The following is a 25183-nucleotide window of genomic DNA, read 5'->3' as shown; positions in this document are numbered from 1 at the left end:
ACGGGCAGGTCCACAGACTGCCCGACTCGCCGGAAGCTTACGGGGCCATGATCACTCGCCCCAAAGCAGCTCCAGCCCAAAGCCGTTCCGCCAACCGCGCGCTAATCCCCCGCCAAACAGTGGTACATGTGCTTGCGATGGGGGGTAAGCCACTCTCCAGCACGTCACCTGTTCACTCGAGTTACTCGCACAGGTGAATTGGTATCGCTATTTTCGGCATCGTGATCGGAAACGTCAATCAACAACCTAAAGAGCCACACCAGGCGAAGCGACCTAAAGGCCCCAAAAAAGATCAGATATTCCGCAACCCAGCCACCCCACCCGATATTCTTTTGAGTGTCGGAGATCATGACGGCCAGGCATCCCCCAGAAACCAGCAACATCGAAGTCAGAAGGCCAACCCAATTTCGACGCAAATGAACGCCAAACATCTGTCGCAGCACTGCCATTCTCTGACCGGAGCTGGTCGCGTACTGACTGATGGCGGCGGTTCCGAAACCGCCAACAATAGCTGCTACCGAGGAGACAGTTGCATAAATGTTCATGCGTTGATCTGCATCGTGATCTGTCAGGAAATGATGCCTCTGCATCACCGCCAGCATAGCAACCACTAAGCCAGTCATGGCGTAGTCAGCAGTGGGGTGGTGGCTCCACCGGTTATAGACGCGACTCCATGCAGTGCGTACTGCGCCCATGCGCACCCCCTTCAGCTCACGTTGAGCCTAGGGCATGGCACTGACAGCGGCCCTGAGGTCCTGATCATGTTCTGCAGCGGCCTGCATCACGGCCTGGACCGCCGCCTCGAACCAAGGCCCGGCACCAGATCCGCGAGGCAGCGTAACTTGCTTAGACGCCGTGATGTGATCATTGACGAAATTAATCTTGTCTTCGACAATGCTTCCGTCTGACGCCGATAGCATCACATCGGCTATGGCTCTATCGATAACGCCATGAGGGCCAACCAGGCTGCCGAAATCCGAGAGGAACTCCTGAACACTTGAATGTAGGCGGCGTTCCCCCCGCGCCCGTGCGGAACTCCTGGAAAGCCCGCGACCCTTTGGGATTTTTATTGTGAGTGTAATCAACGCGTCAGGGTTCTGCTTGTGCGCGTGTCGCGCGAAATCGCCTAGCCCCTCAACCGCGGTAGGGAACATGGACGAAGAGGCAGGACGTAGGCGCATCTCAAAGAGGTTAACTGACTCGGCCGCCTTGAGTTTCTCCCAAGCATTCTTCCCGATGAGAGGAATGATGGCCAGATCTTCTTCGATGCCAGACCGCATAGCGTTTAGCCAGCGCTGCAATGCTGTCGGGCGGGGAGCTGAAGCGCTTCCTTGCAGGACGCCAATTACGTTTTTGTAGGGCAAGAAGCAGATGATCGTAGTATCTACGACGCTACGATTCCCATCTAGGCGTAGAGCATCAATCTTCTGCGCCTCATAGTCAATCTGTTGCAAGTCGCCGTCACGGAGTCGGGCGAGCACTAGATGCTTTGTGTGCCCTAGTTCAATCGGTTCCCCGACATATACGTCGTCATCGTGAATCATGTGACGCTCATGAACGGAAAGACCGGAGAGATTATCGAGAACTTCACCCCAGTTGATGTGATCAAAGCGGAGGTTACCGGCTTCCTTGGCCCGAACAATCTCGTAGAAAGCGACGGTCTTCTTCCGCTGTGTGCTCAACTCGGCCCCCCCGGGCGTGCGACAGTCATGTACAGCCGTCAGTTGCTGCTTAACGATGAAGTATGACGGCGCAAGGTGATGGTTCGTCAACCGTGCCCACATCGGTAGGTGCAGCCACCATGCGGCAGTCACGTGCCGAATGCGGCCTTCAGCGGGCGCGTCACCCTTCATCACACCGGGCCTACCTGACACTGTCACCCAACGCGTGAGCGCCCTCCCGGGGCCGTTCTGGGGCCGTGGAAGGGCGCTCAATGCTGACCAACGTCGACAGGTGCCGACAGCTCGGCAGCAGGTCAGAGCGGTGATCGGTTAGGCGGCCGCAGGTCACGGCCGCCCGTGATCAGTTGTGGCTGTGCAGGATCTCGTTCAGGCCGCCCCACACCGCGTTGTTCGGGCGGGCCTCGACCGCGCCGGTGACCGAGTTGCGGCGGAAGAGGATGTTGGAGGCGCCGGAGAGTTCGCGGGCCTTGACGATCTGGCCGTCGGGCATGGTGACGCGGGTGCCCGCGGTGACGTAGAGGCCGGCCTCGACCACGCACTCGTCGCCGAGCGCGATGCCCACGCCCGCCTCGGCGCCGACCAGGCAGCGCTCGCCGATGGTGATGCGGACGTTGCCGCCGCCGGACAGCGTGCCCATGGTGGAGGCGCCGCCGCCGATGTCCGAGCCGTCGCCGACCACGACGCCCGCGGAGATACGGCCCTCGACCATGGATGTGCCGAGGGTGCCCGCGTTGAAGTTGACGAAGCCCTCGTGCATGACCGTGGTGCCCTCGGCCAGGTGCGCGCCCAGGCGAACCCGGTCGGCGTCGGCGATGCGGACGCCCTTCGGGACGACGTAGTCCGTCATGCGCGGGAACTTGTCGATCGAGGTCACCTGGAGGTGCAGGCCCTCGGCGCGGGCGTTCAGGCGCACCTTCTCGATGTCGTCCACGGCGACCGGGCCCAGTGAGGTCCAGGCGACGTTGGCGAGGTGGGCGAACATGCCGTCCAGGCTCTGGCCGTGCGGCTTGACCAGGCGGTGCGAGAGCAGATGCAGGCGCAGGTAGACGTCGTGCGCGTCGATCGGCTTGTCGTCCAGCGAGGCGATGACCGTACGGACCGCGACCACCTCGACGCCCCGGCGGGCGTCCGGGCCGATCGCCGCGGTCGCGCCGCCGCCGAGCAGCTGCGCGGCCTGCTCCGCGGAGAGCCGCTCGGTGCCGGAGGGGCCCGGCTCGGCGGTCAGCTCGGGGGCGGGGAACCAGGTGTCGAGGACGGTCCCGTCGGCGGCGATCGTGGCGAGGCCCGCGGCGACGGCACCGGTGGTGCGGGGAGCGTTCTTGTCGGTCATGAGGGCAACCTAACGTGGCCGGGGCCCCGGGGGCGAACCGTGTCTCACGTGCCGGTCCACCGAACGAGCCGGACCACGCCGCCCCACCCCACCAGCACACCCCGTGACCGCCCCCACCGAAACGGTGACCACGGCGCCCAGCCGAACCGAACCGTTCCGCCGAGTTCACGACCGCGCCGGACCCGTCGCTCGCCCAGGAAGCGCTTCGCAGTGGGATCTGGTCGGGCGTCAGTCGTCACCGGCGGGTCCGGCGTGCGGAAACGGTTTTCCCCGGGGGGAGTTGCGGCAGGAGGGCGGGGAGGGAGTGGGGAAAGAGTGTGAACTGGTGCGCCGAACCTGAGGTTGTTTCATTTTCATGGAAACCGCTCGCCCAAACGTCTCCCGGCAGTCCCTCGGCTCCACTAGTGTTTCACCACTCACTTACCCCACCCTCACACCCCCGGCCGCCGCCCCGCGCGCCGCTGGAGGAACAGCGCATGCAAGACACCTCGCCCCAGCCCCCGCAGAACCAACCGTGGGAGAACGGCTGGGCCCCCGACACCTCCCGGGCACCGGGAACCCGAAGACTCTGGCTGGCCGGTGGGCTGGCCATAGCCACGATCGCCGCCTGCGTGACGGCGATCGCCGTCAACCGCCAGGCCGCTGACGAGCCGTCACCGCAGGCGAAGGCGGCGTCCCCCAACGACGGCGGCCCCGGCCTGCTCTCCTTCGCCTCGCCCTCGGCGAGCACGAAGGCCGCGCCCGGGACCAAGAGCCTTCCGTCCTCGGCGAGCCCTACGGCCACGGCCTCGACCACGGCCCCGACCGACGACAAGGCGGGGTCCAAGACCTCCGCCAAGCCGTCGAAGTCGTCGGGTTCGTCGGGGTCTTCCGGCTCATCGGACTCGCACGGCGGCTCGCACGGCGACTCGCACGGCTCGGAGACCTCCTCGGCGTGGAAGTCGGTCCGCTCGCTCAACTACCCGGACCGCTACTGGCACGTGAACGGCGACTACGTGAAGCTCGATCAGGTCGGCTCCGCCTCCGCGCGCCGTGACGCCACCTTCAAGGTGGTCACGGGCCTGGCCGACGCCTCCTGTTACTCCTTCGCCACGGCCGACGGCACCTATCTGCGCCACCGCAGCTTCGTCCTCCGCTCCGAGCGCGACGACGGGTCGTACCTGTTCAAGCAGGACGCCACCTTCTGCCCCCGGGCGGCGTACTCCGGCGCGATCATGCTGGAATCGGCCAACTACCCCGGCCGGTACCTGCGCCACCAGAACTTCCAGCTCAGGCTGGACCCCTACCAGAACAGCGACCTCTACTGGGCGGACTCCACGTTCCGGCTGGTGGACGGGCTGGCCTGAGCACACGGAACCTGAGCACACGAAAGCGGCGGCACCTGTCGGGTGCCGCCGCTTTCACGTGCTGGGGAGATCTGGCTCCGGGGATCTCAGACGTTGAAGCCGAGCGCCCGCAGCTGCTCGCGACCGTCGTCCGTGATCTTGTCGGGGCCCCACGGCGGCATCCAGACCCAGTTGATGCGCAACTCGCTGACCAGACCGTCCGTGGCGGACTTGGCCTGGTCCTCGATGACGTCCGTCAGCGGGCAGGCCGCCGAGGTCAGGGTCATGTCGACGGTGGCGATGTTCGCGTCGTCGACGTGGATGCCGTAGATCAGACCCAGGTTGACGACGTCGATGCCCAGTTCGGGGTCGACGACGTCCATCAGGGCCTCGCGGAGCTCCTCCTCCGAGGCCGGCTTCATCTCAGCGGTGTCGGTCATGCCGTCTTCCTTTCGGCGTCGGCTCCGCCCAGGGCCTGGGCCGTCGCGTCCTTCCACGCCATCCAGCTCAGGAGGGCGCACTTCACCCGCGCCGGGTACTTGGAGACCCCGGCGAACGCGACCGCGTCCTCCAGGACCTCCTCCATCGCGTCATCGGGCTCGAGCTTGCCCTTGGACTGCATCAGCTCCAGGAAGGTCTCCTGGATCTTCCGCGCGTCGGCCAGGTCCTTGCCGACGAGGAGTTCGTTCAGCACCGAGGCCGAGGCCTGGCTGATGGAGCAGCCCTGGCCCTCGTAACTGACGTCCTCGATCGTCGTGCCGTCGTACTTCACGCGGAGGGTGATCTCGTCGCCGCACGTCGGGTTCACGTGGTGTACCTCGGCGTCGCCATCCCGCAAGCCCCGCCCGTGCGGGTTCTTGTAGTGGTCCAGGATGACTTCCTGGTACATCGAGTCCAGCTTCACGGTTTCAGCACGCCCTTCAGCCGAAGAAGTTCCGTACGTGCTCCAGGCCGTCGACCAGAGCGTCGATCTCGGCCGGCGTGGAGTACAGATAGAACGACGCTCGCGTGGTCGCGGGAATTCCGTAGCGAAGGCAGACGGGCCGCGCGCAGTGATGGCCGACGCGGACCGCGATGCCCTGCTCGTCGAGGACCTGGCCCACGTCGTGCGGGTGGATGTCACCCAGTGTGAAGGAGATCGCCGCGCCGCGCTCCTCGGCCGTGGTCGGGCCGATGATCCTGAGGTCGGGGACCTCCGCCAGCTTGCGCACCGCGTACTCGGTGAGCGCGTGCTCGTGGGCGAGGATCTTGTCCATGCCGATCGACGACAGGTAGTCGATCGCCGCGCCCAGACCGACCGCCTGCGCGATCGGCGGGGTGCCCGCCTCGAACTTGTGCGGCGCCGGGGCGTACGTCGAGGAGTGCATCGACACCGTCTCGATCATCTCGCCGCCGCCGAGGAACGGAGGCAGGTCCTCCAGCAGCTCCTGGCGGCCCCACAGCACGCCGATACCCGTCGGGCCGCACATCTTGTGGCCGGTGAAGGCCACGAAGTCGGCCTGGAGGGCCTGCACGTCCAGCGGCATGTGCGGCGCGGCCTGGGAGGCGTCGACGCAGACCAGCGCGCCGACCTCCTGGGCGCGGCGGACTATCGCCTCGACCGGGTTCACGGTGCCCAGGATGTTCGACACCAGCACGAAGGAGACGATCTTCGTCTTCTCGGTGATGATCTCGTCGATGTTGGACAGGTCCAGGCGGCCGTCGTCGGTCAGGCCGAACCACTTCAGCTTCGCGCCCGTGCGCTGCGCGAGCAGCTGCCACGGCACGATGTTGGAGTGGTGCTCCATCTCCGTGATGACGATCTCGGTCTCGTGGTCGACCCGGTAGGGCTCGTCGGCCCAGCCGAGCATGTTGGCCACGAGGTTGAGCGACTCGGAGGCGTTCTTGGTGAAGATCACCTCGTCGCGGCTCGGCGCGTTGACGAACGCGGCGACTTTGTCGCGCGCACCCTCGTACAGCGCCGTGGCCTCCTCGGCGAGCACATGCACACCGCGGTGGACGTTGGCGTTGTAGCGCTCGTAGTAATCGCTGAGAGCGTCCAGCACCTGGCGCGGCTTCTGCGAGGTCGCCGCGTTGTCCAGGTACACGAGCTTCTTACCGTCGTGGACCTGCCGGTCCAGGATGGGGAAGTCCTTACGGATCGCCTCGGTGTCGAGGAGGCCCGGCAGCTGTGTCACGCGGATGCGCCACCCTTCGTGTATGCCTCGTAACCCTCGTCCTCCAGCTTGTCGGCGAGCTCGGCGCCGCCGGACTCCACGATCCGGCCCGCGGAGAAGACGTGGACGTAGTCGGGCTTGATGTAGCGCAGGATGCGCGTGTAGTGCGTGATCAGCAGGGTGCCGACCTCGCCCGTCTCACGGACGCGGTTGACGCCCTCGGAGACGATGCGCAGCGCGTCCACGTCCAGGCCGGAGTCGGTCTCGTCGAGGATGGCGACCTTCGGCTTGAGCAGTTCGAGCTGGAGGATCTCGTGGCGCTTCTTCTCACCGCCGGAGAAGCCCTCGTTGACGTTGCGCTCGGCGAAGGAGGGGTCCATGTTGAGGCGCTCCATGGCCTCCTTGACCTCCTTCACCCAGGTGCGCAGCTTGGGGGCCTCGCCGCGGATCGCGGTGGCGGAGGTGCGCAGGAAGTTGGAGACCGAGACGCCGGGGACCTCGACCGGGTACTGCATCGCGAGGAACAGGCCCGCGCGGGCGCGCTCGTCGACGGACATCTCCAGGACGTCCTCGCCGTCGAGGGTGACGGTGCCGCTGGTGATCGTGTACTTGGGGTGACCCGCGAGCGAGTAGGCGAGAGTCGACTTGCCCGAGCCGTTGGGGCCCATGATGGCGTGCGTCTCGCCCTGCTTCACGGTGAGGTCGACGCCCTTGAGGATCTCCTTCGTGGCGTTGTCGGCCTCGACGGTGACGTGCAGGTCTCGGATTTCAAGCGTTGCCATGGGTGCCTCAGGACTCCTGGGTGACGGAGACGAGAACGTCGTCCCCTTCGATCTTTACGGGGTATACGGGGACGGGGCGCGTCGCGGGGAGACCGGACGGCTTGCCGGTGCGCAGGTCGAACGCGGAGCCGTGCAGCCAGCACTCGATCTGGCAGTCCTCCACCTCGCCCTCGGAGAGCGAGACGTTCGCGTGCGAGCAGATGTCGTGGATCGCGTAGACCTCGCCGCAGGTCCGCACGACGGACACCGGCGTGCCGTCGAGTTCCACCCGCTTCGGGGTGTCCTCCTCCAGCTCGCTCAGCGCACAGGCGCGTACGAATGCGCCGCTCATGCGACCGACGCCTCCAGCTCTTCCTCGATCTTGGCGATCAGGCGCTCCTCGATGTCCGTGACACCGATCTGCTGGACCAGCTCGGCGAAGAAGCCGCGGACCACGAGGCGGCGGGCCTCGTACTCCGGGATGCCCCGGGCCATCAGGTAGAAGAGCTGCTCGTCGTCGAAGCGGCCGGTGGCGCTCGCGTGGCCGGCGCCGACGATCTCGCCGGTCTCGATCTCCAGGTTCGGCACCGAGTCGACCCGGGCACCGTCCGTGAGGACCAGGTTGCGGTTCATCTCGTAGGTGTCGGTGCCCTCGGCCTTGGCCTCGATGAGTACGTCGCCGATCCACACCGCGTGGGCGTTCTCGCCCTGGAGCGCGCCCTTGTACGCCACGTTGGACTTGCAGTGCGGGGTGTTGTGGTCGACCAGGAGGCGGTGCTCCTGGTGCTGGCCGGCGTCGGTGAAGTACAGGCCGAAGAGCTCGGCCTCGCCGCCGGTGCCGGCGTAGGCGACGCGCGGGTGCAGGCGTACGAGGTCGCCGCCGAAGGTGACCACGAACGACTTGAGGGTGGCGTCCCGGCCGATCAGCGCGTTGTGCTGGCCGACGTGGACGGCCTTGTCGTCCCAGTCCTGGACGGAGACGACGGTCAGCTTGGCGCCGTCGCCCAGGATGTAGTCGACGTTGGCGGCGAGGACGGCGTCACCGGTGTGGTCGATGACGACGACGGCCTCGGCGAAGGCTCCGAGCTCCACGACCTGGTGGCCGTAGGCGACCCCGCCCTCGCCGTGCACGGCGATGCGGATCGGCTCGGTGAGTACCGTCTCCTTGGGGACGGTGACCACGCCGGCCTTCTCGAACGCCGAGTACGCCTGGGCGGCGACGCGGTCCACCGGGGTGCCCGCCTTGCCCAGCCGCGCGTCGTCGCGGCCCACGGTCTCGACGGTCACGCCCTCGGGGGCCTGGACGTCCACCTTCACGCCGTCGCCGGTCGCGACCGCCGTGCCGTCGTGCAGCCCGCGCAGCCGCTCCAGCGGCGTGAACCGCCACTCCTCCTCGCGGCCGTGGGGGACGGGGAAGTCCGCCACGTCGAAGGACGGGGGCGCGCTCATGCGCGTGGCGACGGTCGACTCGGCGGCCACCGCGATCTGGCCGGCGGTGGTGGAGCCCACCGGGATGTTCTGAGCCTCAGCCATGGCTGTCGTAGTGCTCTCTCTGTGAGTAAGACGTGTGCTGACCGATGGGGCGGGTTAGCCGACCGCGCCTTCCATCTGCAGCTCGATCAGCCGGTTGAGCTCGAGGGCGTACTCCATGGGCAGCTCCTTGGCGATCGGCTCGACGAAGCCGCGCACGATCATCGCCATCGCCTCGAACTCGCTCAGACCCCGGCTCATCAGGTAGAAGAGCTGGTCCTCGGAGACCTTGGAGACGGTCGCCTCGTGGCCCATGGACACGTCGTCCTCACGGACGTCCACGTAGGGGTACGTGTCGGAGCGGGAGATGGTGTCGACGAGCAGCGCGTCGCACAGCACGTTCGACTTCGATCCGGCGGCGCCCTCGCCGATCTCGACCAGACCGCGGTACGAGGTACGGCCACCGCCGCGCGCCACCGACTTGGAGACGATGTTGGAGGACGTGTTCGGCGCCATGTGGACCATCTTGGAGCCGGCGTCCTGATGCTGCCCCTCGCCCGCGAAGGCGATGGAGAGGGTCTCGCCCTTGGCGTGCTCGCCCATCAGGTAGACGGCCGGGTACTTCATCGTCACCTTGGAGCCGATGTTGCCGTCGATCCACTCCATGGTCGCGCCCTCGTACGCCACGGCGCGCTTGGTGACCAGGTTGTAGACGTTGTTCGACCAGTTCTGGATGGTCGTGTAGCGGCAGCGGGCGTTCTTCTTGACGATGATCTCGACCACGGCGCTGTGCAGCGAGTCCGACTTGTAGATCGGGGCCGTACAACCCTCGACGTAGTGCACGTAGGCACCCTCGTCGACGATGATCAGGGTCCGCTCGAACTGGCCCATGTTCTCCGTGTTGATACGGAAGTAGGCCTGGAGCGGGATCTCCACGTGCACGCCCTTCGGCACGTAGATGAAGGAGCCGCCCGACCACACGGCGGTGTTCAGGGCCGCGAACTTGTTGTCACCGGCGGGGATGACGGTCCCGAAGTACTCCTTGAAGAGCTCCGGGTGCTCCTTCAGCGCGGTGTCGGTGTCGAGGAAGATGACGCCCTGCTCCTCCAGGTCCTCGCGGATCTGGTGGTAGACGACCTCCGACTCGTACTGGGCGGCGACACCGGCGACGAGGCGCTGCTTCTCCGCCTCCGGGATGCCGAGCTTGTCGTACGTGTTCTTGATGTCCTCGGGCAGGTCCTCCCAGGACTCCGCCTGCTTCTCCGTGGAGCGCACGAAGTACTTGATGTTGTCGAAGTCGATGCCCGAGAGGTCCGAGCCCCAGTTGGGCATGGGCTTCTTCTCGAAGAGCTTCAGGCCCTTGAGGCGCAGCTTGGTCATCCACTCCGGCTCGGACTTCTTGCCCGAGATGTCGCGGACGACGTCCTCGTTCAGACCGCGCCTGGCAGAGGCACCGGCGACGTCGGAGTCGGCCCAGCCGTATTCGTACTTGCCCAGGCCCTCGAGTTCGGGGTGAGCAGTCTCCGTGGGGAGAGTCATGCGGGGTTCCTCCCGGCCGTGCTTGCGGATGCGTCGGTTGCGTCAGTGGAAATCTTGGGGATGAACGTCGTGCAGACGCCGTCGCCGTGGGCGATGGTCGCCAGTCGCTGGACGTGCGTTCCGAGCAGCTCGGCGAAGATCTCCGTCTCCGCCTCGCACAGCTGGGGGAACTGCTCCGCGACATGGGCGACCGGGCAGTGGTGCTGGCAGAGCTGCTCGCCGACCGGTGCGCTGCGCGCCGTAGCAGCGTACCCGTCCACGCTCAGGGCCTTGGCCAGGGCTTCGGCGCGCTTGTCCGGGGTGACGCTCTCGATCGCCTTGCGGTACGCCCTCGCCTGCGCGGCGATCCGGGCCCGGGCGAAGGCGGTGATGGCCTCCTGCCCTCCCTCTCGATCGGCGATCCAGCGGAGCGCGTCCGCGGCGAGCTTGTCGTACGACTGGTCGAAGGCGTCCCGGCCGCAGTCGGTGAGCGCGAAGACCTTCGCGGGACGGCCGCGGGTCCGCGCTCCGTACACCCGCTGCTCGCGTGCCTCGACGACATCGTCGGCGCCGAGCGCGTCCAGGTGACGGCGTACGGCCGCCTGGGTGAGTCCCAGCCGTCCGGCCAGCTCGGCGACGGTCGACGGGCCGTGGTCCAGGATGGACCGCGCGACCCGGTTGCGGGTGGACCGCTCCCCGGTCGCGAGCTCCTCCTGGGGGGTCCCCGTGGGGGTCTCCCGAGCCTCGCCGACGTTTTTCACAACGCCATTGTTGCGTAATTCGGCAGAGGCAGGCAAGCCGCGTCCGGACGGGCGGACGGTGCCCTGCGTCACTTAGGCATACCTAATCCCACCTGCGGAAACGATCATTGATCGATCAAACCGGTGGCGTCCCGGGGCCCCGCGCGAGAGACTGCCGAACCATGCCGACACCCCTTCCGACCGGCCCTCTTGTCACCCGCGAGACCGTCTTCGCCGGGCTGCGGGCGCTGGGCGTCGAGCCCGGCGAGATCCTCCTCGTCCACTCCTCGCTCAGCTCCCTCGGCTGGGTCAACGGAGGCGCCGTCGCCGTCGTCCAGGGGCTGCTCGACGCCCTCGGCCCGGACGGCACGCTGGTCGTCCCGACCCAGTCCGGCGACCTGTCGGATCCCGCCGGGTGGGGCAATCCGCCGGTACCCGAGGAGTGGTGGGAGCGGATCCGGGCCACGATGCCGGAGTACGACCCGCTGATCACGCCCTCGCGCGGCATGGGCGTGATCCCGGAGACCGTACGCACCTGGCCCGGCGCCCTGCGCAGCGCCCACCCGCAGACCTCCTTCACCGCCCTCGGCCCGCGCGCGGCGGAGATCGTCGACGGCCACGCCCCCGACTGCCGGCTCGGCGAGCGCAGCCCGCTGGCCCGGCTGGAGAAGCTGAGCGCCCGGGTGCTGCTGCTCGGCGCGGGTTACGGCACCTGCACCAGCTTCCACCTGGCCGAGTACCGGATCCCGGCGCCAGTCGTCGAGGACGGGCGGCCAGGGCCCCGCGGCTGGGAGACGCCGACCGAGGTGTCCATCGCCTCCGACCGGTTCGACGAGCTCGGGCACGACTTCGAACGGGACCGGCCCGTCGTCCGGGGGAAGGTGGGCGCGGCCGACGCACGGCTGTTCCCGGTGGCGGACGCGGTGGCCTACGCCGAGCGGTGGCTGGCGGTGCACCGGCCCCGTGAGGAGGAGATCCCGTACCCGCCCGCCTGAGGGCCGGCCCGGCTACCTAGACTCTGGACCCATGCGAAGTGAGCCCGTGGTCCAGGTCCAGGCCTTGGTGAAGCGGTACGGCACGAAGACCGCGGTGGACGGCCTCGACCTGGTGGCCCAGGCGGGTGTGACCGCCGTACTCGGCCCCAACGGGGCGGGCAAGACGACCACGGTCGAGACCTGCGAGGGGTACCGGAAGCCGGATTCCGGAACGGTGCGCGTCCTGGGCCTCGACCCGGTCGGACAGTCCGCCGAGCTGCGCCCCCGCATCGGCGTGATGCTCCAGTCCGGCGGCGTCTACTCGGGCGCGCGGGCGGACGAGATGCTGCGCCACGTGGCCAGACTGCACGCGCACCCGCTGGACGTGGACGCGCTGATCGAGCGGCTCGGGCTCGGCTCCTGCGGGCGTACCGCCTACCGGCGGCTGTCCGGCGGGCAGCAGCAGCGGCTCGCGCTGGCCATGGCCGTGGTCGGACGCCCCGAGCTGGTGTTCCTGGACGAGCCGACGGCCGGGCTCGACCCGCAGGCCCGCCGGGCCACCTGGGAGCTCGTGCGGGACCTGCGCGCCGACGGCGTCTCCGTGATCCTCACGACCCACTACATGGAGGAGGCCGAGCAGCTCGCCGACGACGTCGCGATCATCGACGCCGGCCGGGTCATCGCCCAGGGCTCCCCCGAGGAGCTGTGCAAGGGCGGCGCCGAGAACACCCTGCGCTTCACCGGCCGCCCCGGCCTCGACGTGGGCTCCCTGCTGAAGGCGCTCCCCGCCGACTGCACGGCCGCCGAGCTCACCCCGGGCTCCTACCGGGTGGTCGGCAAGGTCGACCCGCAGCTGCTCGCGACGGTGACCTCCTGGTGCGCCCAGCACGGGGTGATGCCGGACCGGATCTCGGTGGAGCGGCACACCCTCGAAGACGTCTTTCTGGAGCTGACCGGCAAGGAGCTGCGCGCGTGACCGCCACCGGTATGTACACCCCGAGGCCCGGGGCGGCCCCGCTCCCCCGCATGATCGCGGCCCAGGCGGCACTGGAGACGAAGATGCTGCTGCGCAACGGCGAGCAGCTGCTGCTGACGGTGGTGATCCCGACGCTGCTGCTGGTGCTGTTCAGCTCGGTGGACATCGTGGACACCGGCGCGGGCAAGGCGGTCGACTTCCTCGCCCCCGGCGTCCTGGCCCTCGCCGTGATGTCGACGGCGTTCACCGGGCAGGCCATCGCGACGGGCTTCGAACGGCGCTACGGCGTGCTCAAGCGCCTGGCCGCCTCCCCGCTGCCCCGCTGGGGACTGATGGCCGCGAAGACGGCGTCGGTCCTGGTCACGGAGATCCTCCAGGTGATCCTGCTGACGGTGATCGCCTTCGCGCTGGGCTGGTCGCCGCACGGGAACCCGCTCACCGTCCTGCTGCTGATGATCCTCGGCACGGCCGCCTTCTCCGGGCTCGGCCTGCTGATGGCGGGCACGCTGAAGGCGGAGGCCACGCTGGCCGCCGCGAACCTGGTCTTCCTGCTGCTGCTGGTGGGCGGCGGGGTCATCGTCCCGCTCGACAAGTTCCCCTCCGGCGTCCAGAGTGCGCTCGGGCTGCTGCCGGTCTCGGCGCTGTCGGACGGGCTGCGGGACGTGCTGCGGGACGGAGCCGGGCTGCCCTGGGGCGACCTGGGGATCCTGGGTGTGTGGGCGGTCGTGGGGCTGGCCGCGGCCGGGAGGTTCTTCCGCTGGGAGTAGCCCGCCGGGGGACCCTCGTGAACGCGTGCACAAGCGGGCGGCCTACGATGGTGGCGTGCCAAAGCTGACCCCCGCCGACGCCGAAGCGGCCCTGCGCAACCCCCTGTCGTTCATCGCCGCGCGCTGGACGCCCGACCCCCGGACGGTCCGGCGGGCGGCGCTCGCCGCCCTCGTGATGTCGGTGGTGATCGTGGTCACCGGCGGTGCCGTACGGCTGACCGGCTCGGGCCTGGGCTGCCCGACCTGGCCCACCTGCACGGACGACTCGCTCACCACCACCCGGGCGATGGGCTTCCACGGCGTCATCGAGTTCGGCAACCGCATGCTGACGTATGTGCTGTGCGCGGCCGTCGGCTGGGCGATCATCGCGGCGCGGGCGCACAAGCCGTGGCGCCGGAGCCTGACCCGGCTGGGCTGGGCGCAGTTCTGGGTGGTCATGGGCAACGCGGTGCTCGGCGGCATCGTCGTCCTGGTCGGCCTCAACCCGTACACGGTCGCCGCCCACTTCCTGCTGTCGACGGCACTGATCACCGTCGCCACGGTGATGTGGCAGCGCACCCGCGAGGGCGACGGGGCGCCGCGTCCGCTGGTCGGCAAGGCCGTGCAGCAGCTGGTGTGGTTCCTGGTCGCCGCGTCCGTGCTGCTCATCGCGGTCGGCACGGTGGTGACCGGGGCGGGTCCGCACGCGGGTGACTCCAGCGAGGTCGACCGTATCCACATCGACTGGGAGACCGTCGCCAAGCTGCACGCGGTGCTCGCCTGGATCGTGGTGACGCTGACCTTCGCCCTGTGGTTCGTCCTGAAGGCGGTGGACGCCCCCAAGGGGCCGCTGAACCGGACGCGGGAGCTGTTCGTGGTGCTGCTGGCCCAGGGCGTGATCGGGTACGTCCAGTACTTCACGCACCTGCCCGAGGTCCTGGTGGGCCTGCACATGCTCGGCTCGTGCCTGGTGTGGATCGGGGTGCTGCGGGTGCTGCTGTCGTTGCGCGAGCGGGCGGAGGCCGTGGCGGACGTGCCGGGTCCGGCCGCCGAGGCGACGGTCGCCACGCGCGCGTGAGTCACCCGTACGCGGCGACCAGCCGGTCGATCGCCGGGCCCAGGTAGCTCCTGGTCAGATCGCTCCTGCGCGCCGTCCACCCCTTGGTGGGCGGCGCGGGCCGTTCGTAGCGCCGCCGTCCGATGTCCTCCACCACCTCCACCGGTGCCCCGAGGTCCGGGAGCAGGTCCAGGGCCTCCCGCTTCGAGATCAGCCGGCCCCGGCGCAGCGTGTCGGTCGCCCGGGCGAAGGTCAGCAGGCCCAGGTCGACCCAGATGTCCTGCCGCCACAGGCGGGCCTTGTCCACCGCGGGCCGCCAGAAGTCCCGCTGGTCGCGGACGACGAACTCGCTCAGCTCGCGGTCCGGCACGGGTGGGAGCAGTTCGGCCGGGGGCGCGCCGTACAGCATCCGTCCGAAGGCGTGCAGCTCGCGCCGGGTGACGGGGGTGACCGGTCGCCGCGTCACACGGTCGTGCGCCCAGGTCAGGTGCGAGCGCCCGGGGTCGGCCAGCGTGTCCGGCGTCAGATAGCTGCAGTGCAGGCGGACCGCGAGCGGCTCGGCGCGCAGACGGCGGTGCAGCACGACGGTCTTGCGTACGGTGTCCAGCCGGACCGGGCCCGGCAGCACCGCGATCAGGTCGAGGTCGCTGCGGCCTTCCTGGTAGTCGCCCCCGGCGAGCGAACCGTGCGCCCAGACGGCCACGGGGTCCAGAGCCGTCAGGGCATCGAGGAAGCGATCGAGCAGGACGTCGGTCGGCATCCGCCCAGTCTCCGCGGCTCTCCACGGCTCAGTCCAGGCCGTACACCCTGCGCGCGTTGCCCGCGGCGATCATTCCGGCCACCCGTTGCGCGTCCCCCAGTGACCAGGCCCCCTCGGCGACCCAGGTGCCCAGCACCCGGCCGAGGGCCTCGGAGAACAGACGGGCCGCGACGACGTGGAGCTCGGGCAGGCCATGGGCGCCGCTGGAGAAGAGGACCTTGCCGAAGGGGGCCAGCTCCAGGACCTCGGCGAGGATCGTCGCGGCGCGGGCCCCGGTGCGCACCAGGGCGGCACCCGAGTCGGTGTGGACGTGCGCGAAGGCCCCGGCGAGGTGGGCGGCGTGGCGGTGGTACGGGTAGCCGTGCAGCAGGACCAGGTCGGTGCCGAGACCCGCCGTGGCCCGCACGAAGTCGGTCAACAGGACCGGGTCGGTGCGGTCGGGGCGCGCGCCCGGTTCGCCGAGCCCGGCGTGCAGCTGGAGCGGCCGGCCCGAGGCGACCGCGATCCACAGCAAGTGCCGCAGCAGGACCGGGTCGCTCAGCTCTCCGCCGACCGCCCGCCCGGCCAGCCAGCGGCCGGCCGCGCCCCGCACCTCCCCCGGTCCGGGCGGCTCGGGCGCCAGCGCCAGTCCGTGCCGTAAGCCGGCGACCGAGGTGAAGGCGGCGGCGTGCGCGGCGGCACCGTGCACCGACTCGGCGAGATTGGCGAGAAACGACTCGACGGTGCCGGAGGTGTCGGCGACCTGTTCGGCGAGGAGTTCCAGGCGGACGATCTCGCGGGCGTCGGCCTCGCCCGCCGACGCCATCTCGGCGGGGCCCGTCAGGTCGCCGGGCAGTCCGGTGTCGACCAGGTACGTCGTGATCCCGCTGCCGCGCAGCAGGCGGCGGCCCACTTCCGCCACGCCCAGTTCACGGCGCCGGGCCAGATACCGCGCGGGAGAACAGTGCGGCTCCAGGCCGAGCAGCGGCGGGCACCAGCGGCGTACGGCGAAACCGGTCTGCGTGTCGAAGAGCGTGGTGCCGGGGGCGGGCGGACCCTCGGTGCGGGCCAGCCGGGCCTCGAACGTGCCGAGGCCCAGCTCCGTGCGCAGGACGCCGTGGCAGTACTGGTCCACCAGGGACGGCGTTTCGATCATCCGGACTCCCCGTCGCTGGACCTCGCCCTTCCAAGGTCCTAACGGGTGAACCCGGTGTCAGGTGTTGCTCGGGCCGCCCACCTGGATTCCGGCCATCCGCGTCCATTCGTACGGGCCGGTCTTCACCTTGGCCGCGAACTCCCCGTCGAAGGTCTCGTGGACGGTGATGCCGGCCTTCGCCACCGCCTGTTCGGCGATGGTCTGGCTGGGCGCCACCAGGTCGCCCCAGCCGCCGTCCTCGCCGACGAGCACGATGCGGGCGCCGCGCTCGCCGATGTGGGCCACCTGGCCCTCGGCTCCGCCGTGCGCCTCGGAGAAGGCGTCGATCTGCCGGGCGAGCCGCGCGACCTTGCGCTCGGCCTTCGGGTCAACCTGCTGCGTGTCTGCCATGGCCAGGATGCTACCGACGAGTAGTTCAAACGGCGACGGGCGGGGTGCGTGGCCTTGACCACGCACCCCGCCCGTACCCGCGTACGAGGGGACCAACCGGGAAAACCGGGGCTAGCGGAGGAAGGGGTCCACCGCGACCGCCACGAACAGGATCGACACATAGGTGATGGACCAGTGGAACAGGCGCATCTCCTTGAGCTTCGCGCCCGTCACCTCGGCCTTGGCCCGGTTCTGCAGCGCGTGCGCCTCCCACAGCCAGAACCCGCCTGCGACCAGCGCGACCGCCGTGTAGAACCAGCCCGTGTAGCCGAGCGGGGTCAGCATCAGCGAGACCACGACCATGACCCAGCTGTAGAGCACGATCTGCTTGGCGACGACCTTGTTGGAGGCGACGACCGGCAGCATCGGCACGCCCACGCGCGCGTAGTCCTCCCTGACCTTCATGGACAGCGGCCAGTAGTGCGGCGGCGTCCAGAAGAACATGACGAGGAAGAGGATGACCGGCGCCCAGGACATGGAGTTCGTGACGGAGGACCAGCCGATCAGCACCGGCATACAGCCGGCGATGCCGCCCCACACGATGTTCTGCGAGGTGCGCCGCTTGAGGATCATCGTGTAGACGACGACGTAGAAGAGGAGCGCTCCGAGCGACAGCCAGGCCGACAGCCAGTTGACGGCGAGCCCGAACAGCAGCGTCGAGGCGACCGCCAGCGCGATGCCGAAGGCGAGGCACTCGCGCGGGCTGACCATCCCGGTGACCAGCGGCCGCTGCGAGGTGCGGTCCATCAACGCGTCGATGTCACGGTCGATGTACATGTTCAGCGCGTTGGCGCCGCCCGCGGACAGGTAGCCGCCGACGCAGGTCAGCAGCACCAGACCCAGGTCCGGCACCCCCTGCTGCGCCAGGAACATCACCGGAACGGTGGTGATGAGCAGCAGCTCGATGATCCGCGGCTTGGTCAGCGCCACGAAAGCTTTGACACGGGCCCCGAACGGCCGGTGGCTCGGGCTCTCGCTCGCACCGAGCACCCCCGCTGGACGGGATTCGACGGCCGTCACGCACACCCCTGACAGAGACTCCCAGCGAGCCGGTCCGTGGGAACAGTCCCTGTGGACTGACGGTGGGGGCTCGCGCGTACCACGCCACTTTAGACGTTGCCCAGACCCGGACATTCGCGGGGGTCGACTCGTGTTGATGAGCCGCCCGTCCGAGGAGTCACCAAGCTCGATTGAGCGGTCAGATGAGCGGCTCCGTATTCATGTGCCGAATGCGATTCCGGCCAGTCGGGAGGCGGATCCCGAAGAGGCCCGGCAGTCTGGAATGGCTCGAAAAAACGCACGTACCTACAGGGGTAGGCTCGACAGCGGCCGGTGGGCACCCAGTGCACCGGCAACCGGTGGGCGCGCGCCCAGAAGACCGGTATTCGATCATGTGGAGAGGAGCCCTGACTCAGGGTGAGCACCAAGCCGACCACCACAGACCTCGAGTGGACCGAATTGGACCAGCGGGCCGTCGACACCGCCCGCGTCCTGGCCGCCGACGCCGTACAGAAGGTCGGCAACGGCCATCCGGGTACGGCCATGAGCCTGGCGCCGGCCGCCTACACCCTCTTCCAGAAGGTGATGCGGCACGACCCCGCCGACCCCGACTGGGTGGCGCGCGACCGCTTCGTGCTGTCCGCCGGCCACTCGTCCCTGACTCTCTACACGCAGCTCTACCTGGCCGGCTTCGGCCTGGAGCTGGACGACCTGCAGTCCTTCCGCACCTGGGGCTCGAAGACCCCGGGCCACCCGGAGTACGGCCACACCAAGGGCGTGGAGACGACGACCGGCCCGCTGGGCCAGGGCGTCGCCAACGCGGTGGGCATGGCGATGGCCGCCCGCTACGAGCGTGGCCTGTTCGACCCGGACGCCCCGCAGGGTGAGTCCCCCTTCGATCACTTCATCTACTGCATCGCCGGTGACGGCTGCCTCCAGGAGGGCATCTCCGCCGAGGCGTCCTCGCTGGCCGGCCACCAGAAGCTCGGCAACCTGATCCTGCTGTGGGACGACAACCACATCTCGATCGAGGGCGACACCGAGACGGCCGTCTCCGAGGACACCGCCAAGCGGTACGAGGCCTACGGCTGGCATGTGCAGCGGATCGCCCCGAAGCCGGACGGCGACCTCGACCCGCACGCCATCTACAACGCCATCGAGGCCGCGAAGCAGGTCACGGACCGGCCGTCCTTCATCGCGATGCGCTCCATCATCGCCTGGCCCGCCCCGAACGCGCAGAACACCGAGGCCGCGCACGGCTCGGCGCTCGGCGACGACGAGGTCGCGGCCACCAAGCGCGTCCTCGGCTTCGACCCGGAGCAGAGCTTCGAGGTCGCCGACGAGGTGCTGGCCCACACCCGCCAGGCCCTCGACCGGGGCCGCGAGTCCAAGGCGGCGTGGGAGAAGTCGTTCCAGCTGTGGCGTGAGAACAACGCCGAGCGCGCCGCCGAGTTCGACCGCATCGCCGCGGGCGAGCTGCCCACCGGCTGGGAGGAGAAGCTCCCGGTCTTCGAGCCCGGCAAGGGCGTCGCCACCCGCGCCGCCTCCGGCAAGGTGCTGCAGGCGCTCGGCGCGGTCATCCCCGAGCTGTGGGGCGGCTCCGCCGACCTCGCCGGGTCGAACAACACCACGATCGACAAGGACAGCTCGTTCCTCCCCGAGGGCAACCCCCTGCCGGAGGCGAACCCGTACGGCCGGACCATCCACTTCGGCATCCGCGAGCACTCCATGGCCGCGGAGATGAACGGCATCACGCTGCACGGCAACACCCGCGTCTACGGCGGCACCTTCCTGGTGTTCTCCGACTACATGCGCAACGCGGTGCGCCTGTCGGCCCTGATGCACCTGCCGGTGACGTACGTGTGGACGCACGACTCCATCGGCCTCGGCGAGGACGGACCCACCCACCAGCCGGTCGAACACCTGGCCTCGCTGCGCGCCATCCCGGGCCTGAACGTGGTCCGCCCGGCCGACGCCAACGAGACCGCCATCGCCTGGCGCGAGATCCTCAAGCGCTGGACGAAGGAGTTCGGCAAGGGCCAGCCGCACGGACTGGCGCTCACCCGCCAGGGCGTACCGGTGTACGAGCCCAACGAGGATGCCGCGCGCGGCGGTTACGTCCTGTTCGAGGCCGACGGCGGCGAGGCGCAGGTCGCCCTGATCGCCACCGGCTCCGAGGTGCACGTCGCCGTCGAGGCCCGCGAGCAGCTGCAGGCCGACGGGATCCCCACCCGGGTCGTCTCGATGCCGTCCGTGGAGTGGTTCGAGCAGCAGGACCAGGGGTACCGGGACAGCGTCCTGCCCCCGTCGCTGAAGGCACGTGTCGCGGTGGAGGCCGGCATCGGTCTCACCTGGCACAAGTACGTCGGAGACGCCGGCCGCATCGTTTCCCTGGAGCACTTCGGTGCTTCCGCCGACGGCAAGGTCCTCTTCCGCGAGTTCGGCTTCACTGCCGAGAACGTGGCCGCCAAGGCCCGGGAATCCATCGCCGCCGCCCAGCGCTGACGCCCATATACGACACGTAGGAGATGTAATTCCATGACAGACGCACTCAAGCGCCTCACCGAAGAAGGCGTCGCGATCTGGCTGGACGACCTGTCGCGCAAGCGGATCACGTCCGGCAACCTCGCCGAGCTGATCGACCAGCAGCACGTCGTGGGCGTCACCACCAACCCGACGATCTTCCAGAAGGCGATCTCCCAGGGCGACGGCTACGACCAGCAGCTGTCGGACCTCGCCGCCCGCAAGGTCACCGTCGAAGAGGCCATCCGCATGATCACCACGGCGGACGTCCGCGACGCCGCCGACATCCTGCGCCCCGTCTTCGACGCCACCGGCGGCCAGGACGGCCGGGTCTCCATCGAGGTGGACCCGCGGCTGGCGCACAACGAGAAGGCGACGGTCGCCGAGGCCAAGCAGCTGGCGTGGCTGGTCGACCGCCCGAACACGCTGATCAAGATCCCGGCCACCAGGGCGGGCATCCCGGCGATCACCGAGACGATCGGCCACGGCATCAGCGTCAACGTCACGCTGATCTTCTCCCTGGAGCGCTACCGGGCCGTCATGGACGCGTACCTCTCCGGCCTGGAGAAGGCCAAGGAGCGCGGCCTGGACCTCTCCAAGATCCACTCCGTGGCGTCCTTCTTCGTGTCCCGCGTGGACACCGAGATCGACAAGCGGCTCGACGCGCTGGGCACCGACGAGGCCAAGGCGCTGCGCGGCAAGGCCGCCATCGCCAACGCGCGGCTCGCCTACCAGGCGTACGAGGAGGTCTTCTCCTCCGACCGCTGGAGCGCGCTGGAGAGCGCGGGCGCCAACAAGCAGCGTCCGCTGTGGGCGTCGACCGGCGTGAAGGACCCGGCGTACCAGGACACCATGTACGTCACCGAGCTGGTGGCGCCGAACACGGTGAACACCATGCCGGAGGCCACGCTGGAGGCCACCGAGGACCACGGCGAGATCACCGGCAACGCCGTCGCCGGCACCTACGAGCAGGCCCGCGCCGACCTCGACGCGGTCGAGAAGCTCGGGATCGCGTACGACGACGTGGTCCAGGTCCTGGAGGACGAGGGCGTCGAGAAGTTCGAGGCGTCCTGGAACGACCTGCTCAAGTCGACCGAGGCGGAGCTTCAGCGCCTCGCTCCCACGGAGGGCTGAATTGTCCCCCTCTTCCGGTTCCGGAGCGAACCCGCTTCGTGACCCCGCGGACCGACGGCTCCCGCGTATCGCGGGGCCGTCGGGCCTGGTCATCTTCGGCGTCACCGGAGACCTGTCCCGCAAGAAGCTGATGCCGGCCGTGTACGACCTCGCCAACCGGGGTCTGCTGCCGCCGGGCTTCTCGCTGGTCGGCTTCGCCCGCCGCGAGTGGGCGCACGAGGACTTCGCCGCCGAGGTCCACGACGCCGTCAAGGAGCACTCCCGGACCCCCTTCCGCGAGGAGGTCTGGCAGCAGCTCATCCAGGGGATGCGTTTCGTCCAGGGCACCTTCGACGACGACGACGCCTTCGACCGGCTGCGCGCCACGATCGAGGAGCTCGACAAGGCGCAGGGCACGGGCGGCAACTTCGCCTTCTATCTGTCGGTGCCGCCGAAGTCCTTCCCCGTGGTGATCCAGCAGCTGAAGAAGCACGGGCTGGCCGACCAGGAGGGCGGTTCCTGGCGGCGCGCGGTCATCGAGAAGCCGTTCGGCCACGACCTCAGGTCGGCCGAGGAGCTCAACGCGATCGTGCACGAGGTGTTCGAGCCGGACCAGGTGTTCCGGATCGACCACTACCTCGGCAAGGAGACCGTCCAGAACATCCTGGCGCTGCGCTTCGCCAACACCATGTTCGAGCCGATCTGGAACCGGTCCTTCGTGGACCACGTGCAGATCACCATGGCCGAGGACATCGGTATCGGCGGCCGGGCCGGCTACTACGACGGCATCGGCGCCGCCCGCGACGTCATCCAGAACCATCTGCTCCAGCTCATGGCCCTCACGGCCATGGAGGAGCCCGCCTCCTTCGACGCGGACGCGCTGGCCGCGGAGAAGACCAAGGTGCTCGGCGCGGTACGCCTGCCGAAGGACCTGGGCAACGCCACCGTGCGCGGACAGTACGCGTCGGGCTGGCAGGGCGGCGAGAAGGTCATCGGCTACCTCGAAGAGGACGGCATCAACGCCAAGTCGAAGACCGACACCTACGCCGCGATCAAACTGGAGGTCGACAACCGCCGCTGGGCGGGCGTCCCCTTCTATCTGCGCACCGGCAAGCGTCTGGGCCGCCGGGTCACGGAGATCGCGGTCGTCTTCCAGCGGGCCCCGCACTCCCCCTTCGACCACACGGCGACGGAGGAGCTGGGCTCGAACGCGGTCGTCATCCGCGTCCAGCCCGACGAGGGCATCACGGTGCGCTTCGGCTCCAAGGTGCCGGGCACCTCGATGGAGATCCGGGACGTGTCGATGGACTTCGCCTACGGCGAGTCCTTCACCGAGTCCAGCCCGGAGGCGTACGAGCGGCTGATCCTGGACGTGCTGCTGGGTGACGCCAACCTCTTCCCGCGCACCGAGGAGGTCGAGCTGTCCTGGAAGATCCTCGACCCGATCGAGGAGTACTGGGACAAGAACGGCAGGCCCGCGCAGTACCCGTCGGGTACGTGGGGTCCCGCGGAGGCCGACGAGATGCTCGCACGAGACGGACGGAGCTGGCGCCGGCCATGAAGATAGACCTCACGGACACCACGGCCAGCAAGATCAACAAGGCGCTGGTGCAGGGCCGCCGGGCCATCGGCACGCCCGCCGTGGGCATGGTGCTCACCCTGGTCATCGTCACCGACGAGGAGAACGCCTACGACGCGCTGAAGGCCGCCAACGACGCCTCGCGCGAGCATCCCTCGCGCACGCTGGTGGTCATCAAGCGCGTCTCCCGCTCGCCCCGCGACCGCACGCAGTCCCGGCTGGACGCCGAGGTGCGGGTGGGCGCGGACGCGGGCACCGGCGAGACGGTGGTGCTGCGGCTGTACGGCGAGGTGGCCGACCACGCCGACTCCGTGGTGCTGCCGCTGCTGCTGCCGGACGCCCCGGTGGTCGTGTGGTGGCCGGTCAACGCGCCGCTCGACCCGGCCAAGGACCCGCTGGGCGCGCTCGCCCAGCGCCGGGTCACCGACACCTACGCCGCCGAGCAGCCGGTACGGGAGCTGTCCGCCCGCGCCGACGCCTACACCCCCGGCGACACGGACCTGTCCTGGACCCGGATCACGCCCTGGCGCTCGATGCTGGCGGCGGCCCTGGACCAGGTCGTGTGCGAGGTCAGGGCCGTCGAGGTGGAGGGCGAGGAGTTCAACCCGAGCTGTGAGCTGCTGGCGATGTGGCTCGCGGACCGGCTGGACGTCCCCGTCAAGCGCTCCCTCTCGTCCGGCCCGGGGCTCACGGCGGTCCGTATGGACACAAGCCACGGCCCGATAGCGCTGGACCGGGCGGACGGTTCGCTGGCCACCCTGTCCATCGAGGGCCAGCCGGACCGCGCGGTGGCGCTGAAGCGGCGTGACACGGCCGAGCTGATCGCGGAGGAGCTGCGGCGGCTCGACCCGGACGACACCTACGCGTCGGCCCTGCGGTACGGGGTGGAGCGGCTGGCCGCCTCCAACGGCGGCGGCGACCGGGCTCCGGCCGCCGCTCCGACGCCGGACGCGGCGCCCAAAGGAGAGGCGGTCGCCGTCAGGACTCCTGTCGAAGCCGCTGCGAAAGCTCCCGCGAAGGAAGCGACGGCGCAGGCACCGGTGAAGAAGGCGGCGGCGAAGTGAGCACTCCGCAACTGGTCGTGCACCGCGACAAGGAGCTGATGGCGCAGGCCGCGGCGGCCCGGCTGATCACCAAGATCGTGGACGCGCAGTCCTCGCGCGGCTCCGCGTCGGTGGTGCTCACCGGCGGCCGCAACGGCAACGGCCTGCTCGCCGCGCTGGCCTCGGCCCCCGCCCGGGACGCCATCGACTGGGGCCGGCTCGACCTGTGGTGGGGCGACGAGCGTTTCCTCCCCGAGGGCGATCCGGAACGCAACATCACCCAGGCCCGCGAGGCGCTGCTCGCCTCGGTGCCGCTGGACCCGGCCCGGGTGCACGCCATGCCCGCCTCGGACGGCCCTTACGGCACCGACGTGGACGCGGCGGCGGAGGCGTACGCGGCGGAGCTGGCGAAGGCCGCGGGGCCCGAGAACCACGGTGATGTCCCCTCCTTCGACGTCCTGCTGCTGGGCGTCGGCCCGGACACCCATGTGGCCTCGCTCTTCCCCGAGCTGCCGGCCGTGCGGGAGACCGAGCGCACGGTGGTCGGCGTGCACGGCGCCCCCAAGCCGCCCCCGACCCGGGTCACCCTGACGCTGCCCGCGATCCGGGCGGCCCGCGAGGTCTGGCTCCTGGCGGCCGGCGAGGACAAGGCACAGGCCGTCGCGATCGCCCTCTCGGGCGCGGGCGAGATCCAGGCCCCGGCGGCGGGTGCCCGCGGCCGGTCCCGGACCCTGTGGCTGCTGGACGCGGCGGCGGCCTCCCAACTGCCCCGGTCGCTGTATCCACCGGCCTCGCCGTGAGCCGAGGGAACTGAAGGAGCGAGGGGCGGGGGGGGGGGTTCCCGCGGCACTCCCCACCCCCTCTCCC

Annotated in this window: 25 protein-coding genes; 10 read left to right on the top strand and 15 right to left on the bottom strand. The window is 69.4% G+C overall.

The features are described 5' to 3' along the window. Nucleotides 1-164: 164 nt before the first annotated feature. The 3 genes from ACZ7L0_RS10575 to dapD form a co-directional block, all read right to left on the bottom strand. Nucleotides 165-695: a hypothetical protein gene (locus tag ACZ7L0_RS10575; RefSeq protein ID WP_471242046.1), complete on the bottom strand. Its 531-nt coding sequence runs from the start codon at nt 693-695 to the stop codon at nt 165-167. A gap of 27 nt (nt 696-722) precedes the next feature. Further along, nucleotides 723-1682 carry a hypothetical protein gene (locus tag ACZ7L0_RS10570; protein ID WP_471242045.1) on the bottom strand — a complete coding sequence of 320 codons (960 nt, stop codon included), beginning with the start codon at nt 1680-1682 and terminating at the stop codon, nt 723-725. Between the two features lie 340 nt (nt 1683-2022). Next, nucleotides 2023-3012: a 2,3,4,5-tetrahydropyridine-2,6-dicarboxylate N-succinyltransferase gene (gene dapD / locus ACZ7L0_RS10565; protein WP_471242044.1), complete on the bottom strand. Its 990-nt coding sequence runs from the start codon at nt 3010-3012 to the stop codon at nt 2023-2025. 476 nt (nt 3013-3488) lie between these two features. On the opposite strand from dapD, the gene ACZ7L0_RS10560 reads away from it, so the two are divergent. After that, the gene (locus tag ACZ7L0_RS10560; protein WP_471242043.1) at nt 3489-4358 is read left to right on the top strand and encodes an AbfB domain-containing protein; all 870 of its coding nucleotides are present in this window, start codon (nt 3489-3491) and stop codon (nt 4356-4358) included. A gap of 86 nt (nt 4359-4444) precedes the next feature. Here the strand turns inward: ACZ7L0_RS10560 and ACZ7L0_RS10555 are convergent, their stop codons facing one another. The 8 genes from ACZ7L0_RS10555 to ACZ7L0_RS10520 are packed head-to-tail and all read right to left on the bottom strand — an operon-like array spanning nt 4445 to nt 11003. Beyond that, nucleotides 4445-4777: a metal-sulfur cluster assembly factor gene (locus ACZ7L0_RS10555; protein ID WP_469013763.1), complete on the bottom strand. Its 333-nt coding sequence runs from the start codon at nt 4775-4777 to the stop codon at nt 4445-4447. Beyond that, nucleotides 4774-5241, bottom strand: coding sequence for a Fe-S cluster assembly sulfur transfer protein SufU (sufU, locus tag ACZ7L0_RS10550; protein WP_471242042.1), 468 nt, complete (start codon nt 5239-5241; stop codon nt 4774-4776). The genes ACZ7L0_RS10555 and sufU overlap by 4 nt, the downstream gene beginning before the upstream one ends. A gap of 16 nt (nt 5242-5257) precedes the next feature. Then, the gene (locus ACZ7L0_RS10545) at nt 5258-6514 is read right to left on the bottom strand and encodes a cysteine desulfurase (protein WP_471242041.1); all 1257 of its coding nucleotides are present in this window, start codon (nt 6512-6514) and stop codon (nt 5258-5260) included. Beyond that, nucleotides 6511-7275, bottom strand: coding sequence for a Fe-S cluster assembly ATPase SufC (gene sufC, locus ACZ7L0_RS10540; protein WP_471242040.1), 765 nt, complete (start codon nt 7273-7275; stop codon nt 6511-6513). The genes ACZ7L0_RS10545 and sufC overlap by 4 nt, the downstream gene beginning before the upstream one ends. Nucleotides 7276-7282: 7 nt before the next feature. After that, nucleotides 7283-7606, bottom strand: coding sequence for a non-heme iron oxygenase ferredoxin subunit (locus tag ACZ7L0_RS10535; protein ID WP_471242039.1), 324 nt, complete (start codon nt 7604-7606; stop codon nt 7283-7285). Continuing rightward, nucleotides 7603-8787, bottom strand: coding sequence for a Fe-S cluster assembly protein SufD (gene sufD / locus ACZ7L0_RS10530; RefSeq protein ID WP_471242038.1), 1185 nt, complete (start codon nt 8785-8787; stop codon nt 7603-7605). The genes ACZ7L0_RS10535 and sufD overlap by 4 nt, the downstream gene beginning before the upstream one ends. Nucleotides 8788-8841: 54 nt before the next feature. Further along, nucleotides 8842-10263: a Fe-S cluster assembly protein SufB gene (sufB, locus tag ACZ7L0_RS10525; RefSeq protein WP_225828092.1), complete on the bottom strand. Its 1422-nt coding sequence runs from the start codon at nt 10261-10263 to the stop codon at nt 8842-8844. Then, a complete protein-coding gene (locus ACZ7L0_RS10520) occupies nt 10260-11003 on the bottom strand; it encodes a helix-turn-helix transcriptional regulator (RefSeq protein ID WP_471242037.1) in 744 nt (247 codons plus the stop codon). Before ACZ7L0_RS10520 ends, sufB begins: the two co-directional genes overlap by 4 nt. A gap of 161 nt (nt 11004-11164) precedes the next feature. On the opposite strand from ACZ7L0_RS10520, the gene ACZ7L0_RS10515 reads away from it, so the two are divergent. The 4 genes from ACZ7L0_RS10515 to ACZ7L0_RS10500 are packed head-to-tail and all read left to right on the top strand — an operon-like array spanning nt 11165 to nt 14756. Continuing rightward, nucleotides 11165-11977 (top strand): AAC(3) family N-acetyltransferase, encoded by an 813-nt coding sequence (locus ACZ7L0_RS10515; RefSeq protein ID WP_471242036.1) that lies wholly within the window; start codon nt 11165-11167, stop codon nt 11975-11977. A 31-nt stretch (nt 11978-12008) separates the two neighbouring features. After that, complete coding sequence (locus ACZ7L0_RS10510; RefSeq protein WP_471242035.1) at nt 12009-12932, top strand: ABC transporter ATP-binding protein; 924 nt, start codon at nt 12009-12011, stop codon at nt 12930-12932. 11 nt (nt 12933-12943) lie between these two features. Beyond that, nucleotides 12944-13699, top strand: coding sequence for an ABC transporter permease (locus ACZ7L0_RS10505; protein ID WP_471242209.1), 756 nt, complete (start codon nt 12944-12946; stop codon nt 13697-13699). A 55-nt stretch (nt 13700-13754) separates the two neighbouring features. Continuing rightward, entirely contained in the window at nt 13755-14756 is a 1002-nt protein-coding gene (locus ACZ7L0_RS10500) for a COX15/CtaA family protein (protein WP_471242034.1), read from the top strand. A 1-nt stretch (nt 14757) separates the two neighbouring features. Here the strand turns inward: ACZ7L0_RS10500 and ACZ7L0_RS10495 are convergent, their stop codons facing one another. The 4 genes from ACZ7L0_RS10495 to ACZ7L0_RS10480 all read right to left on the bottom strand — a co-directional run bounded on the left by ACZ7L0_RS10495 (nt 14758) and on the right by ACZ7L0_RS10480 (nt 18085). Next, the gene (locus tag ACZ7L0_RS10495; RefSeq protein ID WP_471242033.1) at nt 14758-15495 is read right to left on the bottom strand and encodes a nucleotidyltransferase domain-containing protein; all 738 of its coding nucleotides are present in this window, start codon (nt 15493-15495) and stop codon (nt 14758-14760) included. A 28-nt stretch (nt 15496-15523) separates the two neighbouring features. Next, a complete protein-coding gene (locus tag ACZ7L0_RS10490) occupies nt 15524-16630 on the bottom strand; it encodes an amidohydrolase family protein (protein ID WP_471242032.1) in 1107 nt (368 codons plus the stop codon). Between the two features lie 57 nt (nt 16631-16687). Next, nucleotides 16688-17020: a hypothetical protein gene (locus ACZ7L0_RS10485; protein ID WP_471242031.1), complete on the bottom strand. Its 333-nt coding sequence runs from the start codon at nt 17018-17020 to the stop codon at nt 16688-16690. A gap of 111 nt (nt 17021-17131) precedes the next feature. After that, complete coding sequence (locus tag ACZ7L0_RS10480) at nt 17132-18085, bottom strand: heme o synthase (protein ID WP_471242030.1); 954 nt, start codon at nt 18083-18085, stop codon at nt 17132-17134. Between the two features lie 390 nt (nt 18086-18475). Here ACZ7L0_RS10480 and tkt point away from each other — a divergent pair, with 390 nt between their 5' ends. The 5 genes from tkt to pgl are packed head-to-tail and all read left to right on the top strand — an operon-like array spanning nt 18476 to nt 25116. Next, a complete protein-coding gene (gene tkt / locus ACZ7L0_RS10475) occupies nt 18476-20563 on the top strand; it encodes a transketolase (RefSeq protein ID WP_471242029.1) in 2088 nt (695 codons plus the stop codon). Nucleotides 20564-20596: 33 nt separating this feature from the next. Further along, entirely contained in the window at nt 20597-21715 is a 1119-nt protein-coding gene (tal, locus tag ACZ7L0_RS10470) for a transaldolase (protein ID WP_471242028.1), read from the top strand. A gap of 1 nt (nt 21716) precedes the next feature. After that, nucleotides 21717-23255, top strand: a complete 1539-nt coding sequence (gene zwf / locus ACZ7L0_RS10465) for a glucose-6-phosphate dehydrogenase (protein WP_471242027.1) — start codon at nt 21717-21719, stop codon at nt 23253-23255. Next, on the top strand, nt 23252-24337 hold the full coding sequence (gene opcA, locus ACZ7L0_RS10460) for a glucose-6-phosphate dehydrogenase assembly protein OpcA (protein ID WP_471242026.1): 1086 nt from the start codon (nt 23252-23254) through the stop codon (nt 24335-24337). Before zwf ends, opcA begins: the two co-directional genes overlap by 4 nt. Then, a complete protein-coding gene (pgl, locus tag ACZ7L0_RS10455; protein ID WP_471242025.1) occupies nt 24334-25116 on the top strand; it encodes a 6-phosphogluconolactonase in 783 nt (260 codons plus the stop codon). Before opcA ends, pgl begins: the two co-directional genes overlap by 4 nt. The last annotated feature ends 67 nt before the right edge of the window (nt 25117-25183 follow it).

Source organism: Streptomyces sp. NPDC039424 (genome assembly GCF_055639495.1).
Note: the sequence above shows the minus strand (reverse complement) of the source record. Positions and strands in the feature narration are given on the sequence as shown.

Excerpts from the sequence above, each read along its gene's own strand:
- ACZ7L0_RS10575 (WP_471242046.1), bottom strand. The coding sequence starts at position 695 with ATGGGCGCAGTACGCACTGCATGGAGTCGCGTCTATAACCGGTGGAGC.
- dapD (WP_471242044.1), bottom strand. The coding sequence starts at position 3,012 with ATGACCGACAAGAACGCTCCCCGCACCACCGGTGCCGTCGCCGCGGGC.
- ACZ7L0_RS10560 (WP_471242043.1), top strand. The coding sequence starts at position 3,489 with ATGCAAGACACCTCGCCCCAGCCCCCGCAGAACCAACCGTGGGAGAAC.
- ACZ7L0_RS10555 (WP_469013763.1), bottom strand. The coding sequence starts at position 4,777 with ATGACCGACACCGCTGAGATGAAGCCGGCCTCGGAGGAGGAGCTCCGC.
- sufC (WP_471242040.1), bottom strand. The coding sequence starts at position 7,275 with ATGGCAACGCTTGAAATCCGAGACCTGCACGTCACCGTCGAGGCCGAC.
- ACZ7L0_RS10535 (WP_471242039.1), bottom strand. The coding sequence starts at position 7,606 with ATGAGCGGCGCATTCGTACGCGCCTGTGCGCTGAGCGAGCTGGAGGAG.
- sufD (WP_471242038.1), bottom strand. The coding sequence starts at position 8,787 with ATGGCTGAGGCTCAGAACATCCCGGTGGGCTCCACCACCGCCGGCCAG.
- sufB (WP_225828092.1), bottom strand. The coding sequence starts at position 10,263 with ATGACTCTCCCCACGGAGACTGCTCACCCCGAACTCGAGGGCCTGGGC.
- ACZ7L0_RS10515 (WP_471242036.1), top strand. The coding sequence starts at position 11,165 with ATGCCGACACCCCTTCCGACCGGCCCTCTTGTCACCCGCGAGACCGTC.
- ACZ7L0_RS10510 (WP_471242035.1), top strand. The coding sequence starts at position 12,009 with ATGCGAAGTGAGCCCGTGGTCCAGGTCCAGGCCTTGGTGAAGCGGTAC.
- ACZ7L0_RS10505 (WP_471242209.1), top strand. The coding sequence starts at position 12,944 with ATGTACACCCCGAGGCCCGGGGCGGCCCCGCTCCCCCGCATGATCGCG.
- ACZ7L0_RS10495 (WP_471242033.1), bottom strand. The coding sequence starts at position 15,495 with ATGCCGACCGACGTCCTGCTCGATCGCTTCCTCGATGCCCTGACGGCT.
- ACZ7L0_RS10490 (WP_471242032.1), bottom strand. The coding sequence starts at position 16,630 with ATGATCGAAACGCCGTCCCTGGTGGACCAGTACTGCCACGGCGTCCTG.
- ACZ7L0_RS10485 (WP_471242031.1), bottom strand. The coding sequence starts at position 17,020 with ATGGCAGACACGCAGCAGGTTGACCCGAAGGCCGAGCGCAAGGTCGCG.
- tal (WP_471242028.1), top strand. The coding sequence starts at position 20,597 with ATGACAGACGCACTCAAGCGCCTCACCGAAGAAGGCGTCGCGATCTGG.
- opcA (WP_471242026.1), top strand. The coding sequence starts at position 23,252 with ATGAAGATAGACCTCACGGACACCACGGCCAGCAAGATCAACAAGGCG.